23 protein-coding genes are annotated in these 17383 nt (G+C 32.6%); 9 read left to right on the top strand and 14 right to left on the bottom strand.

From position 1 onward, the window contains the following. Positions 1 to 24: 24 nt before the first annotated feature. The 3 genes from OQ292_RS27340 to OQ292_RS27330 all read right to left on the bottom strand — a co-directional run bounded on the left by OQ292_RS27340 (position 25) and on the right by OQ292_RS27330 (position 2509). The gene (locus OQ292_RS27340; protein WP_284686026.1) at positions 25 to 1329 is read right to left on the bottom strand and encodes an IS4 family transposase; all 1305 of its coding nucleotides are present in this window, start codon (positions 1327 to 1329) and stop codon (positions 25 to 27) included. A gap of 136 nt (positions 1330 to 1465) precedes the next feature. After that, entirely contained in the window at positions 1466 to 2329 is an 864-nt protein-coding gene (locus OQ292_RS27335) for a hypothetical protein (RefSeq protein ID WP_284687270.1), read from the bottom strand. Positions 2330 to 2365: 36 nt separating this feature from the next. Continuing rightward, positions 2366 to 2509, bottom strand: a complete 144-nt coding sequence (locus OQ292_RS27330) for a hypothetical protein (protein WP_284687269.1) — start codon at positions 2507 to 2509, stop codon at positions 2366 to 2368. Positions 2510 to 2889: 380 nt separating this feature from the next. On the opposite strand from OQ292_RS27330, the gene OQ292_RS27325 reads away from it, so the two are divergent. The 6 genes from OQ292_RS27325 to OQ292_RS27300 all read left to right on the top strand — a co-directional run bounded on the left by OQ292_RS27325 (position 2890) and on the right by OQ292_RS27300 (position 7311). Next, positions 2890 to 3249, top strand: a complete 360-nt coding sequence (locus OQ292_RS27325; protein ID WP_284687268.1) for a DUF4180 domain-containing protein — start codon at positions 2890 to 2892, stop codon at positions 3247 to 3249. Positions 3250 to 3262: 13 nt separating this feature from the next. Continuing rightward, the gene (locus OQ292_RS27320; RefSeq protein WP_284687267.1) at positions 3263 to 3886 is read left to right on the top strand and encodes a hypothetical protein; all 624 of its coding nucleotides are present in this window, start codon (positions 3263 to 3265) and stop codon (positions 3884 to 3886) included. 74 nt (positions 3887 to 3960) lie between these two features. Continuing rightward, a complete protein-coding gene (locus tag OQ292_RS27315) occupies positions 3961 to 4497 on the top strand; it encodes a hypothetical protein (RefSeq protein WP_284687266.1) in 537 nt (178 codons plus the stop codon). A 105-nt stretch (positions 4498 to 4602) separates the two neighbouring features. Continuing rightward, positions 4603 to 5229, top strand: coding sequence for a hypothetical protein (locus tag OQ292_RS27310; RefSeq protein WP_284687265.1), 627 nt, complete (start codon positions 4603 to 4605; stop codon positions 5227 to 5229). A 27-nt stretch (positions 5230 to 5256) separates the two neighbouring features. Next, on the top strand, positions 5257 to 6696 hold the full coding sequence (locus OQ292_RS27305; protein ID WP_284687264.1) for a tetratricopeptide repeat protein: 1440 nt from the start codon (positions 5257 to 5259) through the stop codon (positions 6694 to 6696). Between the two features lie 9 nt (positions 6697 to 6705). Further along, positions 6706 to 7311, top strand: coding sequence for a hypothetical protein (locus OQ292_RS27300; RefSeq protein WP_284687263.1), 606 nt, complete (start codon positions 6706 to 6708; stop codon positions 7309 to 7311). A 7-nt stretch (positions 7312 to 7318) separates the two neighbouring features. Here OQ292_RS27300 and OQ292_RS27295 read toward each other — a convergent pair whose 3' ends face one another. Continuing rightward, positions 7319 to 8047, bottom strand: a complete 729-nt coding sequence (locus OQ292_RS27295; RefSeq protein WP_284687262.1) for an esterase family protein — start codon at positions 8045 to 8047, stop codon at positions 7319 to 7321. Between the two features lie 60 nt (positions 8048 to 8107). After that, a complete protein-coding gene (locus OQ292_RS27290) occupies positions 8108 to 8776 on the bottom strand; it encodes a GDSL-type esterase/lipase family protein (protein WP_284687261.1) in 669 nt (222 codons plus the stop codon). Positions 8777 to 8940: 164 nt separating this feature from the next. Between OQ292_RS27290 and OQ292_RS27285 the strand changes: the two genes are divergently transcribed. From OQ292_RS27285 to OQ292_RS27275, 3 genes are all read left to right on the top strand, one after another. Then, the gene (locus OQ292_RS27285) at positions 8941 to 10170 is read left to right on the top strand and encodes a glycoside hydrolase family 88/105 protein (protein WP_284687260.1); all 1230 of its coding nucleotides are present in this window, start codon (positions 8941 to 8943) and stop codon (positions 10168 to 10170) included. Between the two features lie 107 nt (positions 10171 to 10277). Next, positions 10278 to 11150, top strand: coding sequence for a helix-turn-helix domain-containing protein (locus OQ292_RS27280; protein WP_284687259.1), 873 nt, complete (start codon positions 10278 to 10280; stop codon positions 11148 to 11150). A 67-nt stretch (positions 11151 to 11217) separates the two neighbouring features. After that, a complete protein-coding gene (locus OQ292_RS27275) occupies positions 11218 to 11763 on the top strand; it encodes a YbhB/YbcL family Raf kinase inhibitor-like protein (RefSeq protein WP_284687258.1) in 546 nt (181 codons plus the stop codon). A gap of 72 nt (positions 11764 to 11835) precedes the next feature. On the opposite strand, the gene OQ292_RS27270 is transcribed toward OQ292_RS27275, so the two are convergent. The 9 genes from OQ292_RS27270 to OQ292_RS27230 all read right to left on the bottom strand — a co-directional run bounded on the left by OQ292_RS27270 (position 11836) and on the right by OQ292_RS27230 (position 17277). After that, a complete protein-coding gene (locus OQ292_RS27270; protein ID WP_284687257.1) occupies positions 11836 to 12348 on the bottom strand; it encodes a hypothetical protein in 513 nt (170 codons plus the stop codon). Between the two features lie 22 nt (positions 12349 to 12370). Continuing rightward, positions 12371 to 12901, bottom strand: a complete 531-nt coding sequence (locus OQ292_RS27265; RefSeq protein ID WP_284687256.1) for a GNAT family N-acetyltransferase — start codon at positions 12899 to 12901, stop codon at positions 12371 to 12373. A gap of 114 nt (positions 12902 to 13015) precedes the next feature. Then, positions 13016 to 13492: a hypothetical protein gene (locus OQ292_RS27260; protein WP_284687255.1), complete on the bottom strand. Its 477-nt coding sequence runs from the start codon at positions 13490 to 13492 to the stop codon at positions 13016 to 13018. 221 nt (positions 13493 to 13713) lie between these two features. After that, positions 13714 to 14346, bottom strand: a complete 633-nt coding sequence (locus tag OQ292_RS27255; RefSeq protein ID WP_284687254.1) for a hypothetical protein — start codon at positions 14344 to 14346, stop codon at positions 13714 to 13716. Positions 14347 to 14365: 19 nt separating this feature from the next. Beyond that, complete coding sequence (locus tag OQ292_RS27250) at positions 14366 to 15187, bottom strand: alpha/beta fold hydrolase (RefSeq protein ID WP_284687253.1); 822 nt, start codon at positions 15185 to 15187, stop codon at positions 14366 to 14368. A 56-nt stretch (positions 15188 to 15243) separates the two neighbouring features. Then, the gene (locus OQ292_RS27245; protein ID WP_284687252.1) at positions 15244 to 15513 is read right to left on the bottom strand and encodes a cupin domain-containing protein; all 270 of its coding nucleotides are present in this window, start codon (positions 15511 to 15513) and stop codon (positions 15244 to 15246) included. Between the two features lie 173 nt (positions 15514 to 15686). After that, on the bottom strand, positions 15687 to 15872 hold the full coding sequence (locus tag OQ292_RS27240) for a hypothetical protein (protein WP_284687251.1): 186 nt from the start codon (positions 15870 to 15872) through the stop codon (positions 15687 to 15689). 422 nt (positions 15873 to 16294) lie between these two features. After that, the gene (locus OQ292_RS27235; protein WP_284687250.1) at positions 16295 to 16672 is read right to left on the bottom strand and encodes a nuclear transport factor 2 family protein; all 378 of its coding nucleotides are present in this window, start codon (positions 16670 to 16672) and stop codon (positions 16295 to 16297) included. A 20-nt stretch (positions 16673 to 16692) separates the two neighbouring features. Next, complete coding sequence (locus OQ292_RS27230) at positions 16693 to 17277, bottom strand: hypothetical protein (protein ID WP_284687249.1); 585 nt, start codon at positions 17275 to 17277, stop codon at positions 16693 to 16695. Positions 17278 to 17383: the final 106 nt, after the last annotated feature.

The raw sequence follows: 17383 nt of genomic DNA, 5'->3' as shown, positions 1-17383 counted from the left end.
GCTCAATGCCGTCAACTTAAGTCATCATAGCGCTTTTTTCTTATTAGGATGAAACTTTCTCCTACTTCTTTTAAACTTATGTCTTTTGAAGGAGCGATTGGGTACTACAGCATTTTTATTTCTTTTTATCTGCTCTTTGAGTTGACTCAATCGGTAAGCTATATCTTTTTGAGTAAACAATAGCTTAATCAGTTCTCCCCTTAATATACCTGTAGCTGCTACCTTGTTTATTTGATAGTGATATTTATTACCTTTTTTTCCTTTTAGTGCATCAAGTTCTTGCTGTGCTTCTGTAATTAATAGTTGGATTAAATTACTGGTAAGTAAACTGGCATGATAATCTTGCAATATGCCTTCTGCAGTCTTGCTGGAAAAGTTTTCCAATTCTAGGGTATGCTTTAAGTAATCATAATAAGTTTCTATTCCCCAGCGCATACCATAAAGTATTTTAAGCTCTGTGGCAGGTAGCTCAAGATTGGTCATCAAATATTCTATTTCACCTCCAGGAAGTGGAATTTTTACAACTCTTATGGCTAAAGGTTGAGTATGTATGCTTTCTTTTTTCACACCTTTTTTTGTGTACCAAACCTTTGCTGATAAAATCACCCGATCTTCTAGTTTATCAGAAGCTGCAAATTGCGCTACCTCTTTACAAAAATTTCGCTTGCAACGAATCAGGAAAGTACCACCGTTTATGTCTATGGTTTTACATAGGTCATAAGATGGATAAGCTCTATCCATAAGCCAAATAACTTTGGGACTGAGCTGAGGCAGGCACTCAGAAATTTGGTGATAAATGCCTCGAAATAAGTCTTGCTCACTTTCTGAATTACTCGCTAATGCTCCTTGAATTACTACATGATTGAGTACATCATATACTACACAAGACCTACCCATGGGCATACCTGTATCAGTATGATTCTTCCAAAGGCCAAAATGTTTTACTATAGCCGGTGAGGTTGGAAGTTGGCATAGACTTCCATCCACAGCAAAAACATAATAAGTGTTTTGATAGAGGCTGACCAAAGATGTTTGATAAAATCCCTGTACATACTTACCATTCAGGGCTATAAAGGCAGTATACTTCAACTTTTTGCGGGCTTTACTGAAAGCTTGTTTACTGCAAACCGAATAACTACCAATAGCGTTAAAGAAATTACTCACTTCAATACTGAGGTTCTTTACAACCCGATTGATTAAAATAGCAGCTATCTGTGAGAATCCCAATAGTCGTTTCCGAATAAAATCTTGTGACTTCATACTATGTTGCTTTTGAAAGTCAACACTAAAAAGTTCAGATTTAAGTAGCTCAAAAAAAAAGTAGCATATGTTTCCATCTTTTAAACCGATTACTTAATTATAACAATCTTTTTTATGCTTAAGTTGACGGCATTGAGCGAGATGCTAATACCAGAGTGGTGACGATTTTTTAGTTCTTGGCAGTATACTTCGACCCGTTACAATGTCAAAGCACATTTTTAAAATCATCCTTTTTTAAGGAGTAATGTTTTTTATTATCAATACCAACATGCTTTAATTTACCTTTTAAATTCTCAATATTTCCATTAATAAAACTGGACGAACCAAAAACTGTTAATATTTCTAGATTGGGTAATTCATCTACAAATTGAGAGTTTGCCAATGGCATAGTATTAGTAAATTGAAGTGTTTTTAGATTTTTGAACATTGTCAATAACTCAATTGACTTTATATTCTTGCACTTTCTAATCTTCAATTCTTCAAGGGTTTCTGCAAAATTTTTAAAGTATTCTAAATTAAGACTTTTACAACTATAAAACTCTAAGTATTTTACATTGGACAATACATCTAAAAAACTACCCTGATTGGTAAAAGTCGAATAAACTAAAGTTAAACTTGATAGATTAGAATAATGTAGAAAATATTTTTTATCTAAAAATGGAGAACTTGCTTTTCTAACTTGAAGCTTTTTTAGTTCAACTAAATATTCAAGGCCTTCAATTTTTTTATGAAAAGTAAAATCTAACTCTTTTAGTTTATTTAATGGAGATAAATCTACTGGCTGATTTTTCAAAGCATTAAAAGAGAGTGACTCTAAATTCAATGCATATTCCAATCCTTCAAAACCTACATCGTAACACCCACCCATTTCAAGTTTCTTAATATTAGGAATTTCCTTTAAGAAAGTTAAATCATTTGATGAAAAACCTTTTGACTCATTTAAAGCAACATATGTTATTTGATTATCATTAATATAACGTATGTTCTCTGTTAAGTTATCAGAGTTTACAAAAAAGTACTCGTCTTGTAATGCAGGGATTTTTTCTATTTGAGATGATAAATTTTCCACTAATATTAAGATTTTTGTCTTTTACCAAAAAGATCATTAATTATCTAATAAGCTAGTATGCCCCCAATTATTATATGTTTTACTAGGACCACCATCTGTTTTAATATCTTGGGCTTCTACTTTAACTGCAGATCTTCTATTATTGTACAATACAGGGTTTCCATCTAACTTAAATGTCATTCCTGGATTTTCTGCATGTAATTTAATCCAACTATTAATAACAGAAGCACAGCAAGAACTTGATGCACTAAAAGGAAAAAAAGGTAATAAATATCACTATCAAATAAACAAGGTAACAGCTACAGGTATATTAAGGGGAGAACTGATTAAGCTATTGTTTACTCAAAAAGATATAGCTTACCGATTGAGTCAACTCAAAGAGCAGATAAAAAGAAATAAAAATGCTATAGTACCCAATCGCTCCTTCAAAAGACATAAGTTTAAAAGAAGTAGGAGAAAGTTTCATCTTAATAAGAAAAAAGCGCTATAATGACTTAAGTTGACGGCATTGAGCGAGATGCTAATACCAGAGTTAGAACGTCTTTAAACCTAGTGTAAAAATGAACATAAAATACATAGAAACTGATACAGATAAAATAGGGGTTTTAGAAGGTAATGATTACAAAATAAATGGGCCGCAAGAAGCTGCTGAATTGCTAATGAATTGCCAGTATTCAGGAACAAACAAAGTAATTATTTTAGCAGAGCAGTTAGATGCAGCTTTTTTCGATTTAAAGACAAGAATCGCGGGAGAGATTTTGCAGAAGTTTTCTACTTACGATGGATTTTTGGCGATTGTGGGAGATTTTTCGAAGTTTAGCAGCAAAAGCCTTCAAGATTTTATTTACGAAAGTAATAAGTTTAAGCGAATCAATTTTGTTTCTAGTCAGGAGGAAGCAATTAAAGCATTGTCGGAATAAATCTGGTATTTCTATGAAACATTTAACTTGCCTGTTTTCACTTTTTATATTGTCAACATTGTCTGCTTCAGCTCAAGTTAGTGAAATTGAAATGTACCAGAAGGCGTATAACTATCTCAACGATTCGGTTCTAAAAGCAGAATATCCAGTGATAGATTCATTTATTAGGAATTGTAGTTCGCATATTAAAGGAGGCAAAAAACATAAATACGACTCAGAGCTTCAAGTTGCCAATAAGTTTATTTCAATTAATAGAGGTTTTCCAATGTCTGATTTTGTAAAGCAAAATTATAATTTGGATAAAAATTGCTGGCAAGCTTTGCGAATGGGGACTCGCCAATGTGAATTAGTCAATCATATAACAGATTCTTTAGATGTAGCTTGGTCTGCTTACCAGATGAAAGAAAAGGCCAGTATTACAGAAGCATTAAAACCATTATTATCTGAAAAGAAAGATGGATTTCAGGTATTCTTCTCAGATATTTATAAGAATACATTAGCCGCAGAATTTAAAGGTTTTTGCAACAATTACGATGAAACCGATTGGTACGGCAGTTCAACAATTTTTTACTTTGTTTTTAACAGTCTAGGAGAAATTGAGAGAGTATATTCGGAAGAGGTTATTCATTATAATTGATTTCTCCATTTCGAAAATTAATATTTGAGGTTTAATTTCTTTATAACTATAGTGTTTAACAAAACTAATTAGGATTGAAGCGATTAAAACTTTCTAAAAGGATGTGGTGGAAACATTATGGAGGCTTACTCATATTGGGTATTATAATTACACCATATACAATTTCACTTTTATACATTGATGCAATAGAATTTACTATGGATTCATTTTGGTATTTTTTTCTATTGATTCTATTTTTTGGTATGTGGTGGAATCAGTATAATATATTATACTTTAAAGTTTTAGATACTAAACTGAATTCTACTGATTCATATACGGCACTAATAGGAGCTATAAATTCATTGAAATGGGAAATTAGATTAGAAGAACAAAATAAGATTGAAGCGATTAACAGTGCAGCCAATGATGTACGAACTTCTGGAAATGAAATGATTACAATTTTATTTGAAGGAAGTAAAATTTATATAAATAGCGTATGTAATCTAGATAGAGGTAGTAAACCACAAATGTTATTTAGCTTTGGTAAAAATGCAGAAAATGTCGGCAATTTAATCGATTTTTATCAAGAAAATGAAGCATACATCTTAAGCTTAAAAGAAGAATATAAGTGAGATTTTAGATGAATTATTATACCTTAATATAGTTGTTTTAATTAGAATTGCATTCAATATAATAGCTAAAGAAAACGATTTATCGATTAAGTAAATAGTGTCTTAGTGAAATTTTATTTTTTATATCTGCTATCTTTTCTATTAACCTTCAACAAGGTTGAAACTAGTATCGGTATTGGTTTGGTAAAAGTAGATTTTGATGATAAAACTGTATTAAATTTCTACGAGAATAAAGGTGATGTTAATCCTATTAAAAGGATTGAGTTTTTTAATGATGAAAAAATTCAAAGTTGGAATATCAGAGACTTGAAAGTACATCAGCAATGGCTTAGACCAGAAGTCTTATGGTTAAATTATTATTCATTTGTTTTTAGATGTATTTCTGATAGTAATGATTGGTTTGAAGTTTTAGTAAACCAAGATTCAGGTCAAACTTATTGGATAAAGAAACAGGATATCCTAATATTTAACACATGGGAAGAATATTTAAAATCAATGTTTAGTATTGCAAGACTTTCTACCGAAAAACAATCGATATGGGAGTCTCCATCTTTCAATTCACAAGAAATAGAGTATGAAGGGGAAGATTGTTTTCAGGTGAAATCAATGAAAGGTGAATGGATTGAAATTTATACACCATCTCATTGTATTGATAAAAATATAATTAAAAAAGGATGGATAAGATGGAGAGATAACAATAAGATTCTTGTTGAATATTATAGTGAAAGTTAAACAGCCAAATTAAAGCTAAAACAACCAATGCAAACATTAAAAGACCTGATAGAGAAATATGTAGATGAGGAGAATACATTTGCACTGGATCAATTGTATGATAAATTGTCTGTGAATGGGACTGAGGAGGAAAAGAAGATTTTGGCAGAAGGTTATCTTTCAAACTTTGCACAGTGCCAGTATGATTATATGTGTGGCAAGTTTAACGACATTGACTGGATTTGGGAATTAATAGACTGGCTAGAAAAAGTAAAAGTACTCGATGCTGAGTTTGATGAATTAGATTACTACAAAGGGCATGTGTATGAAATGCTTTCTTCCACTAGTGAAAAACCTGAAAATAAAATCAAGTTTAATAAATTGAGTACGGCTCATTTTAGAAAGCAAATTGAGCATGGGAATGAAGATGTGGATGTGCAGATCAATCTGGCAAAAAGCATCTTCGAACATTGCCAACTAACAAATACATACAAAGCAGGATCGATGCAGGAAATATGCGATTTGTTAGTTGAAGCTATACATCTGGAAAGAAAGGCAGAAAATCAATACAGTTTTTTCGGCTTTAATGGATCAAGTATTTCGGCATTTTTAAACACTGCCTACGAAATTTTGGCTTTGCAAATAAAAAATAGCGAACTGTATCACCACCAATTAATCAATGCTTTTAGAAATTCAATTCAGCAGTATACAGATGCCGAGCCAATGATTTATTATCATTGGGCTGATACTTTGCATAGAATTACCCAATGGGTAGATTACTCAAACACGACTACGAGTAGATTATCTTTTGAAGTGGTAGAAAGAATTTGGTTGGAGATCAGAATGGTGATGGAAAACATCATCGATATATATTCGGAAAGCGAACATTTTTTAACCAGTGCAGGCCATTTATTTGTAAGGTTGGCAGAAAAGGAACATAGTTTTTATTACTATAAAGTATCTCTAAATTACTATAAAAAAGCCTTGGCGATTAATAGTAAAACTTGGAGCAATCCGCTTTATGCGAGCAATTCTTTAAAGATGATGGCTTATATTTCTTTAGAGGATGGTGATAGTAAAAAGGCTTTAGATTTATTTAACCAAGGATTGCAGATTTATGAAACCTCTCAAAAGGAGCTAGATGATTTTCAGTTAAATCTGAATCATGCTGATTTTCTGTTTGAATATGCCCGCTTGTTCGAAGGTTTTTCGAGCAAAAACACATTGTTAGAAGTTCAAAAGTTGTATGAAGCCTCAAAAGCATTAGCCAATAACTTTTATACCCAGCCTTTTTATGGTTTAGCAAAAACGGCTTTAAAACTAAGAGACAAGCAAGCTTGTGTGGCTATTTTAAAAGAATGTGGAGTTATCTTTTCAAATGAGTACCACACCCACGATTTTAATGAAATCAAAACAGACAAAGACTTCGTAGAAATTCATGAGTTAATTCCCCAAATAATCGAGGAGATAGAGAAGGGGAAAGGTTAAAGAGTTAAAATGAATTTCAAAGTTCGAATTAAAAGTATTAGTAGCTCAATTTTTTTTCTGTGTTTTATATGTTTTTTCATATACAACATTCCAATTATAGAATATGCTGATATACCATTTTCATACAAAGGGTCTAGGTATGGGAGAGAAAAAAATGGATTAGCAATTATAACTGCCTCGTTGGTAGCCAACAAAATTTCTGCTAATAGTCAATTTGATTGTGAAGTTATCAAAAGTTTTTATCCAGATAGTAAAATTGAGGGGATGATTAGTGATGAGATGATTGAAGCTAAAATGGATTTATTTTTTTCTGAAAATAGCCTGAACTTAGAAAAGAAAATTGATCAGAAGCTTGAAGGTAATGTCGATAAAAATGGTTTTGATTGGTTAGTAGAAGAAGATTCTAGTAACAATTTTACAATAAGGAGACAATTACTCAAAGTCGATATAAATTTAGAGCTTGAAATATCGGATGGTCAAATTTCAGGTGTAGTTAAAAGGCCCTCCGGTTTTGATTGGGATTTAAAAGGACACTATACTAACAATGGAGATTTTTATATTACATTCGATTGCCCATTCAGTTTAGATATAGGATTAAGAGGTCATTGTTTTTAAGTTTATATCACAAATACCACTGCACCATTTCGCGCCAGAATCTGGCTTTGTGGGCTTCACCCTCCCAAACATGGAAATCGTGATGTATTCCTTTTTGCCATAAATGATGGCTCAAATGCTTATTGTTATCTATAAAAGCATCATCTTGCCCAATAGCAAAAACGATATCCATTCTCCTTAATTCATTTAAAATTTGGTGATCGTTTAGGTTAGGAATATACTGGCTCGGCATACTCAAATAAACTTGTTCATCTCGATAACCATGTAGCAAATCTGCAAAAACACCCATGTTGCAAGTGAGATCGTATCTGCCGCTCATTCCCACTGCCTTCCCGAAATACTGTGGATATTTAAAGGCAATGTTTATAGCATGATAAGCTCCCAAACTACAACCGACAGACATCATAAAGTAATTATTATTCTTCTCACGAGAGAGCGGTAAAACTTCATCAATTATATATTTTTCGTATTGCAAATGGCGATTAATTCTCCCACTCGGATGCGCCCAAAAACAATAAAAACTTTCTTGATCGATGCTATCTACACAGTAAACTTGCAGCCATCCATTTTCAATAGGTTCTCTTAAAGCGCCAATTACTCCCCAGTTTTCGTAATCGTAAAACCTTGCCGTTCGGGTTGGGAAAAAAAGTACGCGAGCTCCTGAATGGCCATAAACCATCAGTTCCATATCTCGCTTTAAATGTTGGCTAAACCACTTGTGATATTCCTTGTGCATCGAAGTTGAGTTTGATGCACAAAAATTAGGGATTTTAAATGATCAAAGTATTAAGCCAGTTTAAAGTAATTTTGAAGAATAGGCCAGTAATGTTTCCTTCCAGATTTTATAGCCTACTGGGCTTATGTGCAGACCATCTTCTTGGAAGAATTTATGATCTGGATAGTTATTTTTAAGCATTTTAGCGCAAATATCAATGTAAAATACTTGATCGTCGAGCTTGCCTATTTCCTTTTTAATTACCTCGTTCGTGTAGTTAATTTGATCAATAATATTCCACCTTTGTATACTTGGTTTTATAGAAATAAATCCGATGGGAATATTACCATACTGCTCTCTTATAAGATAGACCAAAAGCTTAAATGAGTTAAAAACTTCTTCGGGATGTCTACCATCGCCCAAATCGTTATCTCCTGCATAAATGATAATAGACTTAGGCTTTACACCTTCCATAATTCTTTTAAAATACCAAGCGCAAGCAGCCAATGTAGAGCCACCAAAACCGAAATTCACCAAGTTGGTTTCTGGAAAATCTTCCTCTAAAGTATCCCACATTCGCACAGATGAACTGCCGTAAAATACAACTGTCTCTTTATTTTCTAAAGTAGTTTTGAGCGCTTCAAGCCTTTTAACTTCGTCTTCGTACCAGAACATTAACTGCTTTTTTTGTCTATTGAAAATTCGGTTGAATAAGAAGTTGGAAAGATACTTAATAATTTTAGTGCGCATTTTGATTTGATATGAACAAAAAGAGAAAATTGAATATACTTTGGCGACACGAAGTAAACAAACTAGTAATTTAATATGCTAAAAAATGGAGTCTTTTGCTTTTCTTACTAAATTGGGTTTATCAGAAAATAGCTTTCTCTGTATCACTACCAAATTAGTAAAATATGAAAATAACCAACTCACTTCTCATTCTAATCATTTTAGCTCAGTTATTATTAAGTTGTAATTCTAAACAGCAAACGGTTTCAGAACCAGAAGAAATACCCTTGTCTCAAGCTATGGCAGATTCAGAAATGAAGAGAAACCCACATGCTTGGATGATCGACTTTCAACCAGACCCAAGATGGTCTTATGTAAATGGATTGGTTTGTCTTTCTATTCTTGATGTTTGGGAGAAAACCAAAGAGCAGAAATACTTCGATTATGCAAAAGGCTATGCAGATTCGCTCATAAATAATAATGGTGAGATTATCACTTATAAGAAATCTAGTTACAATCTGGACAATATCAATTCTGGTAAGATACTATTTAGCCTTTACAAAGAAACAGGGGACGAACGCTACAAAAAAGTGATGGATACGTTCTATCATCAATTGGAAGTACAGCCAAGAACTCCGGAAGGCGGCTTCTGGCATAAGCAGATTTACCCGAATCAAATGTGGTTAGATGGTATTTATATGAGTGCGCCTTTCTATGCTGAATATGCGGTTACTTATGGCAGCGATTCCGTTTTTAATGATATAGCACATCAATTTGAATTGCTTAATGAGCATGCGAGAGATAGTGAAACTGGTTGGTATTATCACGGTTGGGATGCAAGCAAATCTGTTTATTGGGCAGATAAAGAAACGGGTTTATCTAAAAATTTTTGGGGCAGGGGAGTTGGTTGGTATTACATGGCTTTGGTAGATGTATTAGATTATTTTCCGGCAGAGCATCCTAAGAGACAAGTGATATTAGATCAGTTTATCGATTTAACCAATACCATTATTAAATGGCAAGATGAGAAAACAGGTTTGTGGTATCAGGTATTAGATCAAGGAGCGCGAGAAGGAAATTACCTAGAAGCGACTTGTTCTGCTATGTTTGCCTATGGCTTGTTAAAAGGAGTTGATAAAGGTTATTTAGGTGATGATAAAATTCCCGTAGCAAAATTGGCTTATGAGGGAATTGTTAAAAACTTGATTGTAAAACATCCTGATGGAGAAGTTGAGTTGATCGATTGTTGCGCAGGTGCAGGTTTAGGTCCAGCAGATAATCCGGTGAGAGATGGCACTTATGAATACTACATCAATGAGAAAAAACGCTCGAACGATGGCAAAGGAACGGGACCATTTATAATGGCTAGTTTGATCTACGAAAACTCAACAAAGTTTAAAGTAGAGAAACTATAATTTGGGCGGATTAAATAAATAAAAATTTCTGGCGATTTTTAATTTTTATTTTGTTTTAAGGAACAAAGACTAGTTTTGCTATAGAGAAAGTTTCAAAATTTGATCTTATGTCTAAAAAGATATTCAACCTACCTGACGATTTTATAGATGAAAGCCAAGAGATTTTTTTACATTTCTATGCTACGAATCAGAGTTCAGTAAAAAACAGAGTTGTTTTCTCTAGAAACGTTTTCAGTTTGTTGTTAGAAGGGGAAAAAGAGGCTTATGTTAAAACCTCCTATACCAAGATCGGCAAAGACAAATTCTTGCTCATTCGCAAGGGAACATCTTTAATGACAGAGAAACTCTTAGAAAACAATTGGTATAAAAGTATCCTTTTGTTTTTTTCTAATGCGACTTTGTTAGATTTCTGCTTGAGGTATCATGTTTCATTAAATAAAGATGGATCTGATATTGAATCAGATTACATGTTGGTAATTGAGAAGGATGACTTTGTGCAAAACTATGAGAATTCTTTTAAAATTCTTGAAGATGAAAAGCTGCGAAAAGATGAGCAATTATTAAAGGTGAAGTTCGATGAAATTATGCTTTTCTTGTTAAAGAAATATCCTCAGCAAATTACTCCATTTATACAAAATGCGCTTAACGAGAATGATAACCACGAATTTAAGAGCACTGTTTTACAACATATAGACGAAGGTTTAACTGTAGAAGAATTGGCTTTTTTGTGTAATATGAGTCTGTCTAGCTTTAAGAGAAAGTTTAATGATGTGTTTGAAAATTCACCAGGTAAATACATTACAGAGTCTAAAATGAAGAAGGCAAAAAAACTACTTTTGCAAGATAGAAGACCCAGCGAAGTGTATTTTGAACTGGGTTATAAAAACCTTTCTAGCTTTAGCAATGAGTTCAAAAAGTATTTCGGAACCTCTCCAAAGTTGTTTCAGGTGGAAAATAGGGCTAGTAGCGTAACTTATTGAACCGATAGCGTAACAATCAATTCAGTCTGAGTTCGGATATTTGCCATGTAAAACAAACTCAGAAATAATGAAAAAAATCACGTTCACGTTCATTGCGATTTTAGCAACATTTATCATAAGTCAAGCGCAAACTTTTACACTAAAAAGTACCAGTGTAGGCGGACAAGCCAGTAGCGAAAATGTATTTAATGGATTTGGTTGTACAGGCGACAATAGCTCTCCAGCCTTAAGTTGGGAAAATGTACCCGACGGCACCAAAAGTTTTGCAATTACTATGTACGATCCAGATGCACCGACTGGTAGTGGCTGGTGGCACTGGGTAATGTTCGACGTTCCGGCAGATGTAAAAAGCCTAAAGAAAAATGCAGGAAGTATTGAGGCTCAACTTGCTCCGAAAAATGCTATTCAAAGTATTACAGATTATGGTGCTTATGGTTATGGTGGACCTTGCCCGCCAGAAGGTCATGGCCCTCACCAATACATTGTAACAGTGTATGCGCTTAAAACAGACAAATTAGGAGTAGATAAAAACGCAAGCCCGGCTTTGGTAGGTTTTAACCTTACAACCAATACTATTGAAAAAGCTTCGATTGTTTTTTACTATCAGCGATAAGGCAAAAAAATTCCCCTCCTGTAATCTAAAAAGATAGAAGGAGGGGAATAAATAAAAGTAATAAAGCTATATTCAAAATTCCATTTTGTGCTCAATATTGTATTGGGTAAAAACTTCTTTTTCATTTTTATTTAAGCAAGAAATAAAAATGGCTTTGAGAGATTTTGTATCATCGATTTGCTTGAAAAAAGCTTTTAAAATTCCATTAGGAGTGGTTTTATCGATGTTGAGAATTAATGCAATAGGCTTTTCAATATCGTGTGGAGAATACACATCAAATATGTAATCTGTTATCCAACTAGGACTAATAAGAACATCATTTACTTGAATATAATGTTTCCCATCTATAAAGTTTTCTTCGTTTGCCGTATCAATAAATTTATCCTTTAACCTTCCTAAGCTAATGTATTCTACATCGTAGTACTTATAAATTGAATCTGCTAAGAAAACTTGATCTTCACAGATTGATAATTCAATTTCTACCATTAATTCGTAATCTGGATCATGGCTTACTGATTGAGTTTTAGAGCAGGAAAATGTAATTAATAGGAGAATAAAGAAGTAAAGTTTGAGGTATTTTTTCATCTGAATATAAGAGCAAGGATTATTAACTCGAAAACTCCACAGGATATTCAACTGTTCCACTTACTCCGCTCAATCCGTTTTGAATTAGCTCTATTGCCATACAGTTTTTTGCAGGTACATCGAAGGGGAATTTAATACCAAAATTATTGGCTTGTTGGTAACCAAACTTCGGATAGTATTCTTCGTGACCGAGTACTAAAACAGATTGAAAGCCTAGCTCTTTTGCTTTTTGGTGAGCTTGTTCTATTAGCTTTTTTCCAACCCCTTTTCTTTGGTAATCTGGCAATACAGAAACTGGTGCCAATGCTAGAGAATCAAATTCCTCATCTCCATTTTTGATTTTTACTTTAGTAAGTAGAATATGGCCAACTATTTTATTATCAACTTCTGTGAGGATAGATAATGCAGGTACAAAAGCTTTCGACTTTCTCAATCGCTCAACAAGAAATTGCTCTGTATGGTCACTATAAGCTTCATCTTTAAAAGCTTTTTCTATTAGCTCAAAAACTGCTTTGTGGTCTTCTGAAATTTCTTGTCTGATTACGATTTTCATATTACAAATCTATTTGATTAAAAAAATATCAGAACTCAATCTAATTTTATTCTTCTTCTACAAAGAATATAGCATCGTTATTTAGATCGTAGAATCCACTTTTATACTAATGCTTCATTTACAACCACAAAAAGGAATAGCAACCATTAGCCATTTTTCTCTATTTTTGAACGATTTTCTCAAGTTGTTATGCATTCCAGATTTTTCATCTAAATAAAACTCCTTTTTCACTTTTGCAATTACGAAGTAACTAGGTTTGTCTTCATATTCATTTATGTCATACTGACCTCTCATGTATGGATCATGAAATTTGCAACAAGCATCAATTTCTGGAATTAATCGCTCACCATCTAGATATTTAAACATATTATTTTCGTCAAAATCATCAAGAGAAATACAATAACCAAGTACACCACCCTTCTTTTTATAAGAAATAACTGCTGGGTTTTGAATGTCAATTGTATCAATCAAAATAATACTTTCAGAGAGTTTATAATCTTGTTTATTTAATACAAACTCATGTTTACACGCAGGTAAAATAAATAGGATGCTCGCATAAATAATTAAAATTAATTTACTCTCACTTTTCATATCTCATATTTATTTTAAATTCTGTAGTAAATAATTTTCGCGAGAGAATTTACTGGTTATAGAATAAATCCGGAATAAGAAATTTACTAAATATCTTACTTAAACTAATCTAAAAGCTTAATCACAGCAGTGTTGAATATTTGTGCATCCAAATCATTTAACCAAGACTCAGCCAATACAGCGGGCACGTTCCAGTCATGTCTTCCCTCCAAATTAATACTTTACCAAAATTTCCACCATGGTGATTTCTTATTTTTTTTATGCATATGTTTTACATAATCAACCATTGTAAGTTGCTTGTATTTGCTTTTAAGAATTGTCCATTTATAGTCATTGTAATCGGTCTGTATTTTCAAGCCAAAATGGATGCAATATTCTTCTATACTTTCAAAATCAAAAATATAAGATATTTTTTCATCTCTTTTATAGATTAAACCTGGAGCTTCGTTTTCGAAATCAAAATGATTTCCGAAGTCAATTATTTCATCGTCTGTACTATAACAGACTTCAATTTCTCTAATTTTTTCACCATTATCATACAATGCGAAATAATATGCGCTAGAAACACTTTGAGCTGCAGTAACTATTACTTTGCTTGCTAAATCATCTGAAATTTCTTTACCCCATTTTACCAGTTTACTAAAACTATTGTGTCGAATAGTTATCCAATCATCTTGAGTTTTACCTATTACTAAAAAGCTTGGGTTACTTTTAATATCTAGTAAATAACGATTATGGAAATTATCAGGAAATTCCCCAGTTATCTCATTGTCAATATTTGTTAGTTGCTTTAATTTCTTAATAACTTTATCCTGATCAGAATTATTAATATAGATTGCCGTCCAAGTAGACATATTATGATTTCTGTTTTTTTTAAGACTTACCTATAAATTTTTTGATCTTTTCTACCAGTTTAAGTGGCTCTTCTTCAATAACTAGATGTCCGCTATTTGGAATTATCTGCATTTCACTTTTGGGGATGAGTTTGTGTAGTTTCTTACCTTTATCTAGTGGAATCCAAGTATCTTCTTCACCCCATAATATTAGCGTAGGAGTGCATATAGAACTATATTTATCTTGAATTTCATCAGTAAATCTAGCATCTGCTTGGGCGATTTGTCTGTAAAAGGCGGGTTTGCCATATGCCCCTTTCCAAGGTTCTAAAATTCCCTCGATTGTGGTTTGGTCTAATGCTTTAAATGCTGCAGTTTTGATATATGTTTCTACCACAGCTTCATGTATGTAATCGGGCATTCCAGAAAAAGCAGCCTCATGTTTATTTACATGATTGAAAAACGGTGAACCCCAAGGAGAAATAGCCACAGGGTCTATAACAATCAATTTTTTATACTCAACCTTATTTAAAAGATGTGTTCTTAAAACTGTGGTTCCACCAAAGTCATGGCCAATTACAATAGGCTTATCGAGTTGCCAATATTGAATAAGTTTTGTTAAAACTTCATTTTGTATGCCTAAAGAAACATCTCCGTCAGACTTATCGGATTGACCATAGCCCAATAAATCAAAGTAAAAAACTTTGTACTGATCAGCTAGCCCATTTATTAAATGTTGGAGGTTTAAAGAAGACCAAGGGGTACCATGCACCACTACAATTGGAGCACCATCACCTTTAGTATCCCATTTAATCGTTCTGCCATTAAAGTCGAAGTTATTTTCTAGTTTCCAGTTAAGCATTTAATTGCAGTAGTTTAATATATATTCAAAAAAATAGGGACCTCGTTTATGTCAAATTAACACACATAAAGGATAAAGCTGATATCAGTTAATGCTTCAATTTTATGGTAAGTTTTAGCCGGAAATTCTATTTTGGCTGGTGCATCTACCTTCCAAGTTTTATCTCTCAATGTAATTTCGGCTGAGCCGGTAATTATGTAAATTAATTCCTCTGCATTTATATCATTGTCTCCGATAGTAGTTCCTTTGTTCCGATAAAGTATTTTGAAACCATCAGCTTGATAGGTTTTGCCGTATTCATTCTCTTTAAGTAATGTTATATCCATATTGATAATGAAGTTGAGCTTAAAGATAGAGATTAAGCTGAGAAGTGTTTTTTGGAATTTAATCTTTTAAAATTTGGCTGAGTTAGTATTTATTGCGAGTATTAAAATTTAAAAATGAGTTTACCCTACTTAAACCCATTTTTAAATTCATTAGGATAAAATCAATCGCGTTGTTATGCAAAATACCACGACAAAGCTTTTCTAAGTTTTTCAGCAGCATATTCGTATGCATCGGCTTTCCCCTTAAAGTAATCAGTATGTTCAGGTTGTTTGTTACTTTCAATTTCTTGTTTATAATCTAATGCTTTTGCTTCAAATATCTTGATATCACGTTCAATAACTTCTTTTAATTCAATCATGATTTTAATCTCTAGTTTTTAGTTTGTTAGTTTATTTACAGAAACATAGCCTTTTGAGACTTTAAAACGCATATGTCTTAAAATAATTATGTATAATCATGAAAAAATCTAATCAAAAATTAACTGTATTTGAATGATTAATGGATTTATTTTTTTCCATTTTGATGTGTGTAATCGATATCAAATATTTGTTGTGCTGCCAGTTATAGCTTATATCTTAAATGATGTTTTTCTTCTGCTTTGTTGTTAAATATTTAACATCTTCCCAAATGTCTGCTAAATTATGTTGTATAAATGCTTTCTTTATTTGATCAATTCCCATTACAATTGGTTTTTTATATTTTAAGCAATGGTAATTACCTAGATCGTAAGGGATTTACAATGTTAAGGATTGTATTAAAAAACTTATGTAGTTCATTTCCTCAATATATCTTGTTTGGATTTTGTGAGTGTTTGGGAATTTGTTGTATTGAATCCCAGTGCTCGTAGATTTTACCATCTACATCAAACCTAAAAAAATCCATCGTAATGTATTCATCATTTCCAGGCCAAGTTTGATGCGTATGAAGCGCTACTAAATCTCCTTCAGCGATGCAACGTACAAATTCAATAGACTTGTTTGGATATTCGTTTTGCATCCTTTCAAAGTAATCGATAAAACCTTTAGTGCCATCTGCTACATCAGGATTATGTTGGATATATTGATTTCCGACGTATTGCTCAACAGCCAATCTCGGATTGCCTTCGTATGCAGTTTTATAAAAAGCAATCGCATTTTTTTTATTCTGTTCTAAGTTCATATTTACTTATTTAATGTTTCTTACCCCATCTTTAGTTTTAAACCATAATATGCATTTATGAGATAAAGGATATTTACTAATGGACCTATTTTTAGCGCTTGTTTCCAGTCTATTAAACCAATAAACGATGCTGAAAAAGCAATGAGTGCTATGCTAGCTAGTGCAATAGCTGATAATTTTAGCCACTTTTTTAAATAGTTATCGGAGAAATACAGATGTAAAAGACCAGCTAAGAAAATGATATTTCCGAATACAAAAATCACTATGGCCATTTGGTTACTCATCGAAAATATTTCGGGAGTTGTGTTTCTATATCCACCTAGCATAATAGGATACATTGCTAATAAAATCAATTGCCCAATAGTGATAATTGACCAACTTGCACTTTTAAAAATATTGGCAAAATAAAAAGCACCAACGGTTATCATCGCCATAAAAAGGAACTCGGCCTTCCAATGTGTGCTAAAGGTATTCCAGTTCTCATTGATGTAGATTTGCCTTTCAACTAAGTCTACAGGTGCTTTGCTAATAAGAAAAATGTATATGATGATTGTAAAATTGATGAGTACGGAGCCTAAGCTCCAGAGTATTTTTGCAAGTCGCATTAATTGTAGTTTTAATAATAATCAGAGCATTACCTAAATGGTTATGCAACTAATTTAATACATTTGACTCACTTAATAAAAAGTACTCAATCTCAAATTTTAAATA

This window comes from Chondrinema litorale (genome assembly GCF_026250525.1).
In the GTDB taxonomy this organism is placed as follows: Bacteria; Bacteroidota; Bacteroidia; order Cytophagales; family Flammeovirgaceae; genus Chondrinema; species Chondrinema litorale.
The sequence above is the reverse complement of the archived record's forward strand: the minus strand, read 5'-3'. Positions and strand labels throughout refer to the sequence as shown.